This is a genomic window from Butyrivibrio sp., assembly GCF_017433805.1.
Lineage (GTDB): Bacteria > Bacillota > Clostridia > Lachnospirales > Lachnospiraceae > Butyrivibrio.
Genome location: NZ_JAFRGN010000008.1, coordinates 109,576 through 125,068, shown reverse-complemented (window position 1 = coordinate 125,068; position 15,493 = coordinate 109,576). Strand labels below are relative to the sequence as shown.

13 protein-coding genes are annotated in these 15,493 nt (G+C 36.9%); 11 read left to right on the top strand and 2 right to left on the bottom strand.

Annotated features, from left to right (window positions below; genetic code table 11):
* Positions 1 to 381 precede the first annotated feature (381 nt).
* The 9 genes from IJI01_RS02140 to IJI01_RS02100 all read left to right on the top strand — a co-directional run bounded on the left by IJI01_RS02140 (position 382) and on the right by IJI01_RS02100 (position 10,346).
* Entirely contained in the window at positions 382 to 1,086 is a 705-nt protein-coding gene (locus IJI01_RS02140) for a sugar transferase (RefSeq protein WP_292185171.1), read from the top strand.
* Positions 1,087 to 1,274: 188 nt separating this feature from the next.
* Positions 1,275 to 2,219, top strand: coding sequence for a glycosyltransferase family 2 protein (locus tag IJI01_RS02135; protein WP_292185168.1), 945 nt, complete (start codon positions 1,275 to 1,277; stop codon positions 2,217 to 2,219).
* 44 nt (positions 2,220 to 2,263) lie between these two features.
* Complete coding sequence (locus IJI01_RS02130; protein WP_292185165.1) at positions 2,264 to 3,169, top strand: glycosyltransferase; 906 nt, start codon at positions 2,264 to 2,266, stop codon at positions 3,167 to 3,169.
* 50 nt (positions 3,170 to 3,219) lie between these two features.
* Positions 3,220 to 4,386 carry a glycosyltransferase family 4 protein gene (locus IJI01_RS02125; RefSeq protein WP_292185161.1) on the top strand — a complete coding sequence of 389 codons (1,167 nt, stop codon included), beginning with the start codon at positions 3,220 to 3,222 and terminating at the stop codon, positions 4,384 to 4,386.
* Between the two features lie 103 nt (positions 4,387 to 4,489).
* Positions 4,490 to 5,668, top strand: a complete 1,179-nt coding sequence (locus tag IJI01_RS02120; protein WP_292185157.1) for a hypothetical protein — start codon at positions 4,490 to 4,492, stop codon at positions 5,666 to 5,668.
* 46 nt (positions 5,669 to 5,714) lie between these two features.
* The gene (locus tag IJI01_RS02115) at positions 5,715 to 6,785 is read left to right on the top strand and encodes an acyltransferase family protein (RefSeq protein ID WP_292185154.1); all 1,071 of its coding nucleotides are present in this window, start codon (positions 5,715 to 5,717) and stop codon (positions 6,783 to 6,785) included.
* Positions 6,786 to 6,850: 65 nt separating this feature from the next.
* Positions 6,851 to 8,344, top strand: a complete 1,494-nt coding sequence (locus tag IJI01_RS02110) for a lipopolysaccharide biosynthesis protein (protein WP_292185150.1) — start codon at positions 6,851 to 6,853, stop codon at positions 8,342 to 8,344.
* 13 nt (positions 8,345 to 8,357) lie between these two features.
* Positions 8,358 to 9,359 (top strand): hypothetical protein, encoded by a 1,002-nt coding sequence (locus IJI01_RS02105; protein WP_292185148.1) that lies wholly within the window; start codon positions 8,358 to 8,360, stop codon positions 9,357 to 9,359.
* Between the two features lie 219 nt (positions 9,360 to 9,578).
* Entirely contained in the window at positions 9,579 to 10,346 is a 768-nt protein-coding gene (locus IJI01_RS02100) for a nucleoside hydrolase (RefSeq protein WP_292185145.1), read from the top strand.
* A gap of 460 nt (positions 10,347 to 10,806) precedes the next feature.
* On the opposite strand, the gene IJI01_RS02095 is transcribed toward IJI01_RS02100, so the two are convergent.
* Both IJI01_RS02095 and IJI01_RS02090 read right to left on the bottom strand, forming a co-directional pair.
* On the bottom strand, positions 10,807 to 11,373 hold the full coding sequence (locus IJI01_RS02095; protein ID WP_292185141.1) for a GNAT family N-acetyltransferase: 567 nt from the start codon (positions 11,371 to 11,373) through the stop codon (positions 10,807 to 10,809).
* Positions 11,374 to 11,437: 64 nt separating this feature from the next.
* Positions 11,438 to 12,253, bottom strand: a complete 816-nt coding sequence (locus tag IJI01_RS02090) for a class I SAM-dependent methyltransferase (RefSeq protein WP_292185139.1) — start codon at positions 12,251 to 12,253, stop codon at positions 11,438 to 11,440.
* Between the two features lie 545 nt (positions 12,254 to 12,798).
* Between IJI01_RS02090 and IJI01_RS02085 the strand changes: the two genes are divergently transcribed.
* Positions 12,799 to 14,361 (top strand): RICIN domain-containing protein, encoded by a 1,563-nt coding sequence (locus IJI01_RS02085; protein ID WP_292185136.1) that lies wholly within the window; start codon positions 12,799 to 12,801, stop codon positions 14,359 to 14,361.
* A 169-nt stretch (positions 14,362 to 14,530) separates the two neighbouring features.
* Positions 14,531 to 15,472 carry a nucleoside hydrolase gene (locus IJI01_RS02080; RefSeq protein WP_292185133.1) on the top strand — a complete coding sequence of 314 codons (942 nt, stop codon included), beginning with the start codon at positions 14,531 to 14,533 and terminating at the stop codon, positions 15,470 to 15,472.
* The last annotated feature ends 21 nt before the right edge of the window (positions 15,473 to 15,493 follow it).

Sequence of the window (15,493 nt, the reverse complement as noted above, 5' to 3'; positions counted from 1 at the left end):
GATTTTACACGTGCTCAGCAGGCGGATTTCCATCCGTCTATTTGTTGTGTAAATAACCATGGAAAAAGAGGATGCTGGAACAATTCCAACATCCTCTTTAAAACTTTTCCCTCATGTTACAATGCTAACTTAATGACATTGGCTGATAGGCATAGAGCCTTTTTTATGCCTAATTCTTCAATGGTTTATAGTTTTTTAATTGGTGAAACTATCGTATTATTGATAAAATATAAATGGAGCACTGCGCAGAAAAGTCGAAAAAAATGCGAAAATACAGATTTCAATAGTTAACGATAAATAGATAATAACTATAAATATCTGATTAAGAAATGCCGATATAGTTTGTAGAAATGCAGTCACAGCCTATGAGGGGGTTATGATATGGCAAAAACAGCAACACTTAGGGCAGAATCTTTAAGCGGCGTATTTACTGGTAAGAAGATTATTGAGCTCAATTATCAGGAAATCTACGATCACAAGCCCAACATCTATAAGTGGACCAAAAGAGCGTTTGATATCGTGGCAGCTAGTATCGCGCTGGTACTTCTTTCACCAGTCTTTCTTTTGACAGCTTTAGCAATAGAGCTTGAAGACGGAGGTCCTGTGTTCTTTACCCAGCTACGCGCCGGACAAAACATGAAACCCTTCAAAATCTACAAATTCCGTAGTATGTACAGAAATGCAGAAGCTCAGTTTGAGCGCATGCAGGCACAGAATGAACAGACGGGTCATGCTTTCAAGATAAAAAATGATCCGAGAATAACCCATGTTGGTAAGTTCATAAGAAGATATTCTATCGACGAACTCCCTCAACTTATCAATGTTATTAAGGGTGATATGAGCATAGTAGGTCCAAGACCTATTCTCTATAACCAGATGGAAGAATGCAATGCTTATGAAAAGCAGCGTCTTATCGCAAAGCCAGGACTCACCTGCTATTGGCAGGTATGTGGAAGGGCCAAGATTAAGTGGGACAGATGGGTTCAGCTTGATTTACAGTACATCGAAGATATGAGTATTTCAAAGGATATTGAGTTGATTTTTAGGACATTCCCAGCAGTATTTGGAAAAGATGGTGCATATTGACTATTAGCGAAGAGAAATATTGAATTATAAAAGATGTTGAAAGCGCAGATTTGATACAAAATCTACGCTTTTTTCTATGAAAAGAACAATATATAGACTATAATTAATCTATATAATGGTGAATTGCAACTAAGGAGAATGCTTGGAAATTCTTTGTGGTGGTAGATGCTTATTGGAGCATAATTGAAATGTTTTACAGCGAGGGAGAAAGTATATTGTGTAGTGAGGATAAGGTTACTAATAGGCCGGAGACATGCGCGGTAGTAGTAACATACAATCGTAAAGATAAACTCAAAAAATGTATTGATGGTCTATTGGCACAAAAGTTTGTTAGTACTGACATAATAATAATTAATAATGCTAGTACTGATGGTACAGAAGAGATGGTATTGTCAGAGTACGTATCAGAAGGATTTTATTACATTAATACGGGAGCAAATCTGGGCGGAGCAGGAGGCTTTGAACGTGGAGTAAAAGAAGCAGTATTAAAAGATTATAAATATATATGGTTAATGGATGATGATACATGGCCCAGTGATACAGCTCTGTTTGAATTGCTGAAAACTGGAAAAGCGTTAAAAGAAAACTGGGGCTTTTTATCAAGTGTTGCTTATTGGACAGATGGTTCAATATGTAGAATGAATATACAAAAAAGTAATATTTTTAGGCATATAGGGAAAAGGGAGTATTCGATGGAGTACGCTCCCATAAAGATGTGTTCTTTTGTTTCACTTCTAGTTAAAAGCGACGTGGTTAAAGATGTTGGACTGCCTATTGGGGATTATTTTATTTGGACAGATGATTATGAATTTACTGGAAGAATTTCCCAAAAGTACTCATGTTATATGGTTCCTAGTAGTCACGTCATTCATGCGATGAATAGACATACTAGAGTTAACTTTGCAACAGATGACTCTGACAGAATTGAGAGATACCAGTATATATATAGAAATGATGTACATTGTTATAAGCAATATGGATTAATGGGGGTAGGATATATCGTCTTAAAAGATGGATATACCATATTAAATATTCTTTTAAATTCCCAAAGTAACAAAATGAAAAAAATAAAAGTATTGTGGAATGGGGTTATGGAAGGAATAACCTATAACCCAGAAATAAAGAGGGTTTAGATAAGATAGTGCTTAAATTTGGTGATGATAATGAGGAAAACTGAATGAAACCTAAATGTGCAGTTTTTTTGTCTACATATAATGGTGAAAGATACTTGGCACAACAAATAGAATCAATACTTGACCAAAAAGATATAGACATTTATTTGATGATTAGGGATGATGGTTCAACTGATAATACAGTAAATATACTTGAAACTTTCTGTGAGGATTACAGGGTTAAGTTTTTTAGGGGAGAAAATATAGGGTACGGTCAATCCTTTTTAAGATTATTGTATTCAGCGGATGATAGTTATGATTGCTACGCGTTTTCTGATCAAGATGATATTTGGGATGATGATAAGATGATAGTAGGGTGGAGAACAATAAAAGAGCTAGAGGATCCAACTCTTTACTATTGTAGCCAAAGGATTATCGATGAAAATGGGAAATTTATTAGAGAAGATTCTTCTTTAGAGAGAATTACGAGGTGTACAGGATATACAGCTTCAAAATCTAACCTTATTCGCGGTTGTACTATGGTTTGGAACAGGAAAATGCAAGCTGAGTTATTGAAAAATAGACCAGAAATTAACCGAATTAGAGAACATGATATATGGGTCTCTTGGTTGGCATTATGTGTCGGAAAAGTAGTATTTGATAATGAATCACATATGGATTATCGGCAGATTGATAGTAGCGTTTCACCAGGAGCAAGCATCAATCAAGGCTTTTCGTTTTTTCATAAAATTAAAGTTATGAAATATGTTTGGGCAAACTGGTCAGGGCTAAAATATAGTTATGCTGAAGAACTAGAAAAGCTTTTGCCTCATTGTAAATTTGCTACTTGCCATTATAAAGATGATTTATTATGTATGTTTCAACTCTTATTTTCGAGGAAGTATAACGATGGAGTACCACTTAAGTGGCGCTTAATGAGTGATTTAATGATAGTTACAAGACGTTTATGAAAAGAATTTGCACGACATATATGGATTTCATATGCTTGGAGGATTAACAAGTGAAAATAGTATTTATTCCATATAGTTACGAGTATTATGGAGCGTCAGAGTCTTTTTTGGATTTAATAAAAACGCTTGCGGATAACTATAATGTTGAACCTGTGATTCTAACTAGTAAGTATGGGAGATATAATGAATTTGCGAAAGTGAATAATTTTGAAAATTATGTTATTGGGCATAAGGCCTTTTTACTTTCCAAAGGAAGAAGCAAAGTAAGAAAAATAATAAAATTTTTTTTGAGACCATTCTATTGGGGGCAGTATAGGATTTCTAATGTTACAGCAATTATGCGCGCTGAGAAATATGTTGATTTTTCATCTGTTGATATTATTCATACAAATTTAAATAGAAATGACATTGGCGCTATATTAGCTCAAAAACATGGAATCAGACACATTTGGCATATTAGAGAATTTGGAGATGCAGATTATGAATGTGTTTCTCTAAGGAATAATTATATTGATTTTATGAATAGAGAAAACAATACGTTGATTGCTATTTCCGATGCTGTTATGAACAAATGGATTTTACAGGGGATTAATAAAGAGAGAATTGTAAGAATATATAATGGTGTAGACGAAAGTAAGTTTTTTCCTATACAAAGGCAGGATAAACAACTTGTTAGGATTGTAATGATTGGTGCACTTCATCCTACCAAAGGACAAATATTATTACTAAAGGCTATATCAAATCTTCCAATAGAAGTGAAAAATCGTCTGAGAGTAGACATATATGGGGATGGGAAATGGGATTATAAAATAAGACTATTTAGTTTAGTTAAGAAAAAAGAGCTAAGTAATATAGTAACATTTAAAGGCTATAGAGATAATATCTGCGATATTATAAAGGACTATGATGTTGGAGTTATGGCATCTAAAGCAGAAGCTTTTGGAAGAGTGACGGTTGAATATATGATGTCTGGCTTACTGGTAATTGCATCAAATACTGGAGCTAGTATGGAAATAATTCGGAATGGTGAAACAGGACTCATTTTTGAATATCCAAGTGTTGAGGCTTTATCTAAGTGCATTGAGTATGTTGTGAATAATAGAAAGATAATTAGCGAGATTGGGAATAGGGCATGTGAAGACGCGAAATCCCGGTTTTCATTGTCAAGTACAGCCAAGTGCGTATATTCGTTATATGGCAAAGTGATTAATGGTTAAAGCAGTAGTGATGATAGTTCAGCTCAAACTGACAGTTATTTGATTCAGACTAGAGATGATAGCTACCGGTTAGTAAATTATTAAACGTTTGTAAGGAAGTAATATGAAAACAAAACTTGAGCAATTTGGGCAGAAGTTTATCTATATCATATTAGCAATTTGGCTCAGCACAGAAGTATTGTTTAATTCGAATATTCAACACTTTTTTATTTGGGAAAAGAGTGTGGCTAATGATTTCATGAATATCTTAGTCTTAGTTTTGCTAATCCTTCAAGTTGTCGTTTTTCAAAAATATACATTCAAAGAAATGGTACTTATTTTCGCGATATCATTGCCAATTATTCTGGCTACATTGAATTCGAACAGCAAAACAATGATGTCTACGTGGATATTCATTATTGCAGTTAAGTATATTGATTTAGATAAGACAATAAAGATATCTTATATTGTGCAAGGACTGATGACTTTATTGGTTATATATATGTATTATGCTGTAATTATAGAGGAAACGGTAACTTATAGAGGGAGTCTATTAAGGCATTCACTTGGCTTTATTCATCCTAATCAGTTGGGAGTAAGAGTTTTTTTATTGATAATATGTCATTGCTATTTAAGGAGAAATAGAATAGGAATATTGGAATATATTATTGTGTCTTTAGGCGCATGGGTTGTAAAGCGTGTAGCAGACTCAAAAACAGCGTTCTATGCTTTGGTGATTTTATTAGTATTGTTATTAGTTTATGGGATCGCAAAAAGATTTGACAATGGTAAAGAAATCTTTTCAAATTCTATGATAATGATTTTTTTCGCTGCAAATATTATTAGCATTTCTTTGTCTGTTTTCAATATAATGAGCAATGATTTACTCAAAAAAATAGATATATATATGTCTAGACGGTTTTCACAATGTCACAGAACATACCAATATTATGGACTAAGTATATTTGGGAAAGACATTCAGTTGTTGGTTAAGCGCAATATCGTTTCTCCAATATATCATTTCTGGTTAGATAATGCATATATGGCTATTCTATTACGATATGGAATAGTAGTTTTTTTTATTTTTATGGGCTTGTATTTAAGTACAATGATTTATCTGAGAGAGACAGGAGAGTGCAAGCTACTAATGATACCTGCATTATACTCAATCTATGGAATAATGGAGAATAATTTTTTTTCTATGTCACAAAACTTCTTTTTGATTTTATTATCATATTCTATTTATAGAAGTAATGTGGGACTAGCATTGCGTTCAAGGAAAAAAATAAAATTTACTTGGTGACATTACTTGTCTTGATACCATTTGATATATATAGAGGGTGATTCAGATGAGAGAGGAATGGGTAGACAACATTAAAGGAATGGCCATTTTGCTTGTTGTTATTGGGCATGTTATTGATGGCTTTGAATTGAATGGTATCTATGGAAGTGCAAAATATGCCTGGAATACTATTGATTTGATATATTCATTCCATATGCCTTTATTCTTTATGATTAGTGGGTATTTATATAGAAAAGTATATTTAAGCGATGAATACCAAATAAAAGATACAAACAAGTATAAGTTGCATGTTATAAATTTAGTATATATCTACTTACTGTTTAGCATAATAAAAGTATTATTAAAGATATTTTGGCCATATGATTTTATAAAAACAATTACAGGAAAAGATTTAATCCTAATATTGATAAAGCCGATAGTGCCGTATTGGTATTTGTGGGTTATTATTTGTTTGTATTTATTTATACCATTTTGCATTGCAAAAATTAAAATGGTGTACTTGGCTACATTTTTATTTGTTATATCTTTGCTTTGCTATTTGCTTTTGCCTAAAGCCATATCTGAGTATGGTTTTGCATATGCTGCAATGTATGGTTTCTTTTTTGCTATGGGTATCCTAAAAAAACGAACAGAACACCTTAATATTTATAGATTTCTTCTTGAGAGTGTGATATTTGTTTTATGTGCGGGATGCGCGTTTTCTCGATATATTTTCCTTCCCAGTATATTAAGTAAGATTGCAAAAATAGTGTGTGCAATTGTTTGTTCAGACTATATTGTCAATGTGTTTCGCGCTTTCTTTGATAAATCCTGTGGTTTCGGTGTTTTTGGCAAGCATTCATTGGAAATTTTCACAATTCACATGTTCATAACTCGCCCCATAGGATCTGTATTGAAATTATTACATATTAAAACATATTTTGGAGGAGCCCTTGTTGCAACGTTATTAGGGATATTACTTCCGGTTGTATTTGGCGTTGTGTCGAAGAAAGTAAGACTTTATAAGAACAGAACACTATATGATATGGTTTATTGCCCCTTTAAACATATTCTATGGTTGGAATTTTTTAATCAAAGAGGGAAGGTAAAAATTATTTTTAACGAAAAACATGATTAAGAAATGGGATAGAGTGAGTTTTAGTATAATGTATTGTGAAAGTAATAGACATAAAAAGGGTAAATATGGAGAAACGAAACTTAAGGAATAATGTATTTTTCTCTATAATACATCATTTAGTAGCGGTGACGGTTGGCTTGATTGTTCCCAGACTTATTTTGAAACAATATGGATCTGGAATAAATGGATATACTTATTCAATTACGCAACTGCTTTCTGTAATAACCTATTTTGATTTTGGGGTATCGTCTGTAGCTCAAGCTGCGTTATCTAGGCCTTTAGTGGAAAAAAATTGGTCGTTAATATCGGTGATATATCAGGCGGTGAAGAAATACTTCCGTGTTTTGGGAATAGGTTTGTTTTTTTATGTGATATTTTTATGTGGATATTATAGTTTTTCTAGAACAGATTATTCTGTATTTTTTTCGGTTTCACTTGTGCTGTGTCTAGCTGTTAGTATGATAGGGCAGTATTTATTTGGCTTGACAGATCAAGTTTTGTTATCAGCAGACCAGAAGATGTACATTTGTACTATGGTCGATATTGTTGCAATTTCAGTTAACGGCTTAGCAACATATTTTGGTATAAAGCAGGGATTCTCTATTCAGGTGGTCAAGTTAGTTACATCAGTGATCTTCCTTATAAAGCCATTATTGTTACATTGGTATGTTTTAAAACGATATCAACTTCTTAATTGTGTTTCCAATGATAGGTACGATATACCACAACAATGGAGCGGATTAGTACAACATATAGCTTCAATGCTTATTATAAGTTTAGATACCATTGTATTAACCATATGTTCTTCGTTCCATAACATATCAGTGTATAATGTATATACTTTTCCTCTAAATGGACTAAGAGGATTGGTAACCTCTGTTGGGGGCGGATATAAGAGTTTTTTAGGTCAAGCCTTAGTGTCTGAGAGTGAAGAAACACTGTCTAAAGAGTTCGCCAAATTTGAAATGCTTTTTCATTTTTTTGCCAATTTGGTATTTTGCGTTTCCGTAACGATGATAGTTCCTTTTGTTAAAATTTACACTACCGGTGTTGATGATGCGGAGTATATAAATTATCCGTTTTCATATCTTATTGTTGCATCTTATGCATTGTTAATTTTGAGAATCCCATATACAACCGTTATTAATTCAGCAGGGCACTTCAAGGAAACTCAGCTATATTGTGTGGTTGAAATGATTGTAAATATATTGGTATCATTTGCGCTGACAACGCAATATGGGCTTGTTGGTGTGACAATTGGTACATTATTGGCAATTGGATATAGACTTATTGCTAGTGTTATATATTTGCGCAGGAATATTTTAACTAGAAAGATAAAGTATTTTATAAAGAGAGTATTTGAAGATTTGGTGATTATAGTAATATATGGGATGATCAGCCATAGGATGATTGTTAAGGCTGATTCGTATTTGGCTTGGTCAGGGTATGCGGTTTTAGCTACATTTATATTTTTGATGATAAGCATGGTAGTGTATTCAATATCGGATTTGAAAGTAGTTGTTGCTATGGTAGAACAAGTGAGGAAATCCCACAAATAGTAGGAGACCAGCTATGAACAATTGTGTGATAGGCGTAGTTTTTGGGAAAGATAAATACAAATCTTTTGTGCCACTTTATTTATATTCAATAAATAAAGCCTATCCAAACACGCATTTTATCATATACCACGATTGCGATGTTACCAATAAGTATTTAAAAACAATTGATGAAATTTCAAATTATAAAGGTGGCGTAGAATTTAGGAAGATAGATTTTGATAAAACAGAACTGAGTAGAAAAGCTTTGAAGAATAATCTTGTTAAAAGGGCTTTGAGATGGCTTATTCTTGATGATTCTTTGCTGGAATATGATGTTGTTTATGTTGGGGATATTGACATATTTGTATGCAAAGAAACTGCAGATATGTTTTATGAACATTTACGACATTGTGATTTTATTGGCCGTTCCTATTCAAATATTGTCAGGGTGATTACCGAAAGAAAAGGAGTAAAGCATTTTTGTGGAAATGCTATTCGTTTTGGGGCAAGGAATGCTTTAAAAAATTATATATTTCCTAAAAAGAATTGGAAGGCATTAAGCGGGTTACATTGTTTTATACCAAAAGAATATATCCCTATAGTGTTGAACAGCAAGAAGTATATTATAGACGAAATTAATAAAGCATTTGAATGGAAATCAGATATTTGGAATCCTTGTATAATCAATGATGAGAGTATTTTGTATGAGTTTATAGACAATGCAGGGATAGGATTAGACTATATAGATCCTACGAAACGAGGAGGTGTAAAGCTGATGGAAAATACCAACCCGGAATCAAGTTATTACAGACCTCATCACGGACTCCATTTACATATATTTGAAAGAGCAAAACCAATAGATAGAGAATTAGCTGATTCGGCGACATATTTGGCATATTTTAGTTATTTTGAGGATCTATGCAAATCAAATATAGAACTGAGTGAATTTATCAAAACTAAAAACGATTGGTATTGTGTTAAATTGCTGAATAATATGTGTAAGTATTATCGTTCTGAAATAATAAGTGCTAAATAAGATATATGTAAGAAAGTGTGAATAGCCACAAAGATAGGTGCTATAGCCATAATAGATGCATATTTCCAGACGATACAGGGAGTGAGTGCATCTATAAATGCATAAAGTCTATTTATCGATGTATTTGATCTAAAGAAAGCTTTGAAATAGGCATCGATTATGGACATAACAGCAAAATAGATGCAAGGGCCAGAAAAGTCTTTTTTGGGGGTAAAATCTATGAAATTCGAATTCGACATTCCAGAATCTAAGAAAATACGTGTAATTGTAGACACTGATGCAGCCTGCGAGGCGGATGATCCCTTTGCCATAGCGCATGCGCTCATGAGTCCTAAGCTCATCGTAGAGGGCATAATTGCTGAGCACTTCAAGGAAGCGGGCTCTATGGAGAAAAGCTTTCGCGAGATAGAGACTATTCTTGATTGCATGGATATTGAAGTTCCTGTGCTGAAGGGCCAGGACGGACCACTGTCTGCCGAAGACCTTAGAGGTGATCAAGTCTCTCAAGCAGACGAGAATATATCTGAAGCGGTTCGCTTCATTATTGACGAAGCACTCAAAGAGGATGAGAAGCCCCTTTTCATACTTTGTCAGGGTGCAATCACAAATGTTGCGAAGGCGCTTCTTGTAGAGTCGAAGATCAAGGATAAGATTACCGTCATATGGATTGGCACACATGGAGAAGCTCCATGTAAAGCGCCTTTTACTGAGTTTAACGCAACTAACGATATTCCAGCTGCCAACACGGTGCTCCAGAGCGGAATAGATCTGTGGCTTGTTCCATCACATGTGTATATCACAGTGAACATCGGTCTTGCAGAGATTCAGAGAAGGATTCGCCCCTGTGGTAGGATTGGAGAGCATCTTTTCCGTAACATGGTTGACTACAACATGTCACCATTTGCCGGCTGGACGCAAGGCGAGAGCTGGTCTCTTGGTGATTCTCCGGCTATATCCATTGCAATCAATCCTGGCTGCGGACATTAACACTAGGTCAAGGCTCCTTTTGTAGCAGAGGATACATCCCCTGAGGTAAAAGAGGATAATCCTACTATCCGCATTTATACAGACGTTGATTCCAGATATGTTTTGGAGGACTTTATTGCCAAGCTGGAGATCAATTATGGATAAATGGATTTGCATTTATCTTTGTATTGGTACTGAATGTTTTATTAGTGATGTAATAAGTTACTAAGATTTTTATACTAATGAAACGAATATGCTTATTTGCGGCTAAAGCTTTCCCTATGCATTCTGCGGATTGCTTAGCCGCATGTTTGATTTTTGGGGGGATTTAGGCTAAAGAAAAATTTCTTTCTGGAAAATAGATTTAGCCGAAATGCAAATATATATCATATGCGGCTAATGAATCTGAAAATGTTGTTAGCCGAACAAGAGGCTATTTCTCTTTTGCGGCTAACAGCCTCATAAAACACCTGAAAAATCATTAGCCGAATAATTTTTTCACTTCCCTAACCATAGAATACTCATTTAGCATTGTTCCGTCCTTGAGCCTTATGGCGTTTGGCTTCATGCCTGTGATTCTAAAGCCCATCTTTTCGTAAAGGGCTCTGGCACGGGTGTTTCCTTCAATGAAATCAAGCTCCATCTGGGTTATTTCAGGGTTACTCTCAGCGATGCGAATCAATTCCTGGAAAAATCTGGTTCCGATTCCGAGATTCCAGTAGTCCTTGCAAAGGGCAATCGCAACTATGGCACGGTGCCTGGTCTTGATATTCTTGCTCCAGGTTACCTGGCAGTTTCCCGCTATTATTCCATCTACTATGCAAACAAGCATGGTCTCGTTATCAGATTCATTCATCCTTTCGAAAAGAGCTTTCTCTGCCTCAGCAGTATATTTTACGCACTCCTCAGGGTATCTTAGGATGAACTCTGTCTCTCCGGCAGATTTGTAGAGATAATCAAGGGTGCCCTGAATGTCCTCATCTCTTGGACTACGTATTATTGCAGTCCTTCCGTCTTTTAATGTGAATTCGAAGTCTTTAATTAACATGGGTTTCCTCCTTCTATGACATCATGAATTGTTTTTGCGAAAATGTAGTAAATGCAGATAGCTGTTAAATTTTCTTACAAATATACAAAAGATGATTCGTGTGTCCCAGAAGCTCTCTCTTTTCTGCAAATGCGAGGTACCATTTGGAAAGTGCCTCAAAATCTGCATCAGACATCTGAAAATCAGATCTTTCCTCAATTGGCTGAATCAGACCGTCGACGCCTGCTGTGGTGATCCACTCTATATCTTTTCCCGCAAAAAGAGCTTCAAACTCAGTTACGTCATAGCCGGTAAAGAGCTGCTCCTTGAAGTGCCTTACCTTGTAATCGTCAGTAAAGTTCTCGATCTGGCCATCCTGCCAGTTGCCATAGAAATAGTTTGCGTACATGATAGCAAATACTGAGATAAAGGCAAAAATTATGGTTCCGCCCCTATGGGTCACTCGGATAGCCTCATCAATGGCCTTGTTAACATCCTCTTTATCATAGAGATGATACATCGGGCCGAGCACAAGTGTCAGGTCAAAAGAACTATCGGCAAAACGGCTAAGATCTGTGGCATCGCCCTGGTAAGCAGCTATATTAGGGAGGCCTTTACATTTCTTCTGAAGCTTTTCAAAATTGCTCTGAACAAGTTCAACTGCGGATACTTCCATGCCTTCTTTTGCAAGAGCTACGGAGTATCTTCCGGTGGCGGCTCCAACCTCGAGGATTTTTGAACTGCTATCCGCGAAGCGGTGGATGTAATGCATGGTGGTTGCATATTCAAGCCTTCCATGGACGGAACGTGTCAATCTGTCGTCTTCAGAATACTGGTCGTAGAAGCCAGCGACTATTTTTTCTCTTGCGATATCTGAATTTTGTAATGCTGCTTGGTCCATAATTTCTCCTCCTGATGTTAATGTATAAGATTGAGTCGTATGTGACTTCTATGCGAGAGCGGTTTTGAATAAAAAAAAGCCCCATCAAACTAATAAAGTCGGATGAGGCTTTTGATCAATTAGTAATAAACTTGCGTCTTCTGTTCTATATGATATCGTTATCCTCATCAATTCTATCACTAATAGGCCCCTGATTATTAATGGGGGCTACATTAGATGATGTGAAATTGACGAGGTAAGTGTATTTCATATTTGCACCGCTTTCTGAAAATTGTTATGTGATAGTATAGTTGTCACGCAATTTAATGTCAACTGCTTTTTGAATTAATCCTAACAATCTTCTTCTTGATGTAAATGTTTATCGATTAACAGTTATTATGCATAAATTCATGTCGCAAAATTCGTGAAATATTCTGACATGTAAGCGGTTACATTCTTAACCTTTCCGTGCTAAGCTAGATGTATGTTGCGCTTCAGCTATGGGGGTAACTGGAACGCTAAGATTATCAAGACAAACATAGTAAGGCAAAAAAGGAGAAGAAGGTATGGTAAAAAAGTTGTTCAAAAAGTTTGTGGTTGCTATCGCCACAGTAACAATGATAGCATCTGCTTCTAATGCAGTGAGTGTTGCACAAACTGCAGAGGCAGCATCTTCATCGGCTATAATTGCTGATGGATGGTACTACATCAAGAATATCAACAGTCAGATGTACATTGATGTCAAGGACGGCTCAGACGTTAAGGGGGCTAATGTTCAGCAGGCTGTTGGCACAGGCGCGGCAAGCCAGAAGTGGTATGTCAAGAATACCAGCAAGAATTACATAACTATTCAAAACGGCATGAATAGTGGTCTCATGATGGATGTAGATGGTGGCAAAAAAGATAACGGCACCAACATTCAGCTCTGGCCTTCAAATGGCAAGAAATCTCAGGTGTTTAAAGTGGTTAAGATTTCTGACGGAGTTGTAGCTCTTCAGACAAAGTGCAGCTCATACAAGCAGGCTGTATATGTATATGATTTTTCTAAGGCCGCAGGTGGCAACATTAATACTTGGGCATACAGTGGAGCAACATGCCAGCAGTTTAAGTTTGAAGCATGTTCAGGTGGCTCTGGAAGCGGAAACGGCGGTTCTGGTAGCGGAAGCGGCTCTGGTTCGGGAAGTGGTAGTGGCTCAGGAAATGGCGGAAGCACAAGTGGTAACACGATCACAGTCAAGAATGGTGGCACATCTCTTTCAACTGCTATCAGCAAGGCTTCAAAGGGCACAACTATCGTAATCGACGGAACAGTTAAGAGCGGCGCAGTTAAGCTTCCAAGCGGTGTTAACATTTCCGGTAAGAACAATGCAACTATCGATTTCTCATCAACAAGTGGCAGCTCAGGACGTGGAATCACTATTTCAGGAAGCGGCAGTACATTATCCGACTTTACAGTTAAAAATGCTGCTGACAACGGTATTTTCATCGATGGCAGCAACAATACCTTTAGAAACGTAACCTGCTGCTACAATAAGGATGCAGGATTCCAAATCAGTAATGGTGGCTCCAACAATAAGTTCTATAATTGCTATTCACATCACAACGCAGACCCTAAGGGTGAGAATGCTGATGGGTTTGCCTGCAAGCTTCACTCAGGTGAGGGCAACTATTTTGAGGGATGTATAGCAGAGTACAACAGTGATGATGGATGGGATCTCTATGCAGCGCATGGCGTAGTAACCTTCAAGAACTGTAAGGCTAATTACAATGGATACTGCGATGGAATCTACGGTGACGGTAATGGCTTTAAGCTTGGCGGTGTAGACAACAAAACTCCAGGTGTTGCAGCACACATAGATCCTCTTAATCACGTACTTGAGGGCTGCACAGCTGTTGGTAACTATGCAAGTGGCTTTGACCGCAACAACCAGAGCGGTGTTGTTACAATGAAGAAGTGCACAGCTGACGGCAACAAGAAGTACAACTACAACTGGCCTAAGGAAGGCACACCTTCTGCTCTTGGTAAGAAAGTTACCTTTGGAACTGCTATCATTCAGGACTGCATTTCCAAGAATGGTAAGAACAACATAAAGGGTGCTACACTCAAGGGAACTTGTACGGGATTTTGATGATCAGGTTTAGGTGAATAGTCTCAAGACAACGAAATATGATTATTATGGGCTGCATCTGGATGACAAACATTCAGTGCAGCCTTATTATATTAGTATGATGTAGAACTGCGAGAATGACGATGGCCATGGAGCAGTCGTCTATCATCTAGTGTTGGGGGTAAAATCTATGAAATTCGAATTCGACATTCCAGAATCCAAGAAAATACGCGTAATTGTTGATACTGATGCGGCCTGCGAGGCGGATGATCCCTTTGCCATTGCGCATGCACTGTTGAGCCCAAAGCTTATGGTTAAGGGCATAATTGCTGAGCACTTCAAGGAAGCGGGATCTATGGAGAGAAGCTACCATGAGATTGAAACAATCCTAGATTGCATGGGCATGGATGTCCCTGTGCTCAAGGGCCAGGAGGGCCCTCTCTCGGATGAAGAGGTTGGTTTGAGCCAGTCAGGTGATGAGCATGCTGGCTGTAGCTGTTCTGACAGAACAGACGATAACATATCCGAGGCAGTACGCTTCATTATTGACGAAGCACTCAAAGAGGACGAGAAGCCTCTTTACATACTTTGTCAGGGTGCAATCACAAATGTTGCGAAAGCGCTTCTAGTAGAGCCGAAGATAAAAGACAAGATAACTGTCATATGGATAGGCACGCATGGAGAAGCTCCCTGCAAAGCGCCTTTTACTGAGTTTAACGCAACTAACGATATTCCGGCTGCCAATACAGTGCTTCAGAGCGGAATAGACCTGTGGCTTGTTCCTTCGCATGTGTATATCACAGTGAACATAGGGCTTGCAGAGATCCAGAGAAGGATTCGTCCCTGTGGAAGGATCGGAGAGCATCTTTTCCGTAACATGGTTGACTACAATATGTCACCATTTGCTGGTTGGACACAGGGAGAGAGCTGGTCATTAGGCGATTCTCCAGCTATAGCCATTGCAATCAATCCTGGCTGCGGACATTATCACTATGCCAAGGCTCCTCTTGTAGCGGAGGATACATCCTCTGAGGTAAAAGAGGATAATCCTATAATACGAATATATACTGACGTTGATTCCAGATATGTTTTGGAGGATTTTATTGCCAAGCTGGAGATCAATTATGGATAAATTGATTTGCATTTATCTTTG

What these genes read in the sequence shown, in the direction of transcription:
- IJI01_RS02115 (WP_292185154.1), top strand. Translation starts at nt 5,715, where the DNA reads ATGAGAGAGGAATGGGTAGACAACATTAAAGGAATGGCCATTTTGCTT.
- IJI01_RS02100 (WP_292185145.1), top strand. Translation starts at nt 9,579, where the DNA reads ATGAAATTCGAATTCGACATTCCAGAATCTAAGAAAATACGTGTAATT.
- IJI01_RS02130 (WP_292185165.1), top strand. Translation starts at nt 2,264, where the DNA reads ATGAAACCTAAATGTGCAGTTTTTTTGTCTACATATAATGGTGAAAGA.
- IJI01_RS02085 (WP_292185136.1), top strand. Translation starts at nt 12,799, where the DNA reads ATGGTAAAAAAGTTGTTCAAAAAGTTTGTGGTTGCTATCGCCACAGTA.
- IJI01_RS02105 (WP_292185148.1), top strand. Translation starts at nt 8,358, where the DNA reads ATGAACAATTGTGTGATAGGCGTAGTTTTTGGGAAAGATAAATACAAA.
- IJI01_RS02080 (WP_292185133.1), top strand. Translation starts at nt 14,531, where the DNA reads ATGAAATTCGAATTCGACATTCCAGAATCCAAGAAAATACGCGTAATT.
- IJI01_RS02095 (WP_292185141.1), bottom strand. Translation starts at nt 11,373, where the DNA reads ATGTTAATTAAAGACTTCGAATTCACATTAAAAGACGGAAGGACTGCA.
- IJI01_RS02140 (WP_292185171.1), top strand. Translation starts at nt 382, where the DNA reads ATGGCAAAAACAGCAACACTTAGGGCAGAATCTTTAAGCGGCGTATTT.
- IJI01_RS02110 (WP_292185150.1), top strand. Translation starts at nt 6,851, where the DNA reads ATGGAGAAACGAAACTTAAGGAATAATGTATTTTTCTCTATAATACAT.
- IJI01_RS02090 (WP_292185139.1), bottom strand. Translation starts at nt 12,253, where the DNA reads ATGGACCAAGCAGCATTACAAAATTCAGATATCGCAAGAGAAAAAATA.
- IJI01_RS02120 (WP_292185157.1), top strand. Translation starts at nt 4,490, where the DNA reads ATGAAAACAAAACTTGAGCAATTTGGGCAGAAGTTTATCTATATCATA.
- IJI01_RS02135 (WP_292185168.1), top strand. Translation starts at nt 1,275, where the DNA reads ATGTTTTACAGCGAGGGAGAAAGTATATTGTGTAGTGAGGATAAGGTT.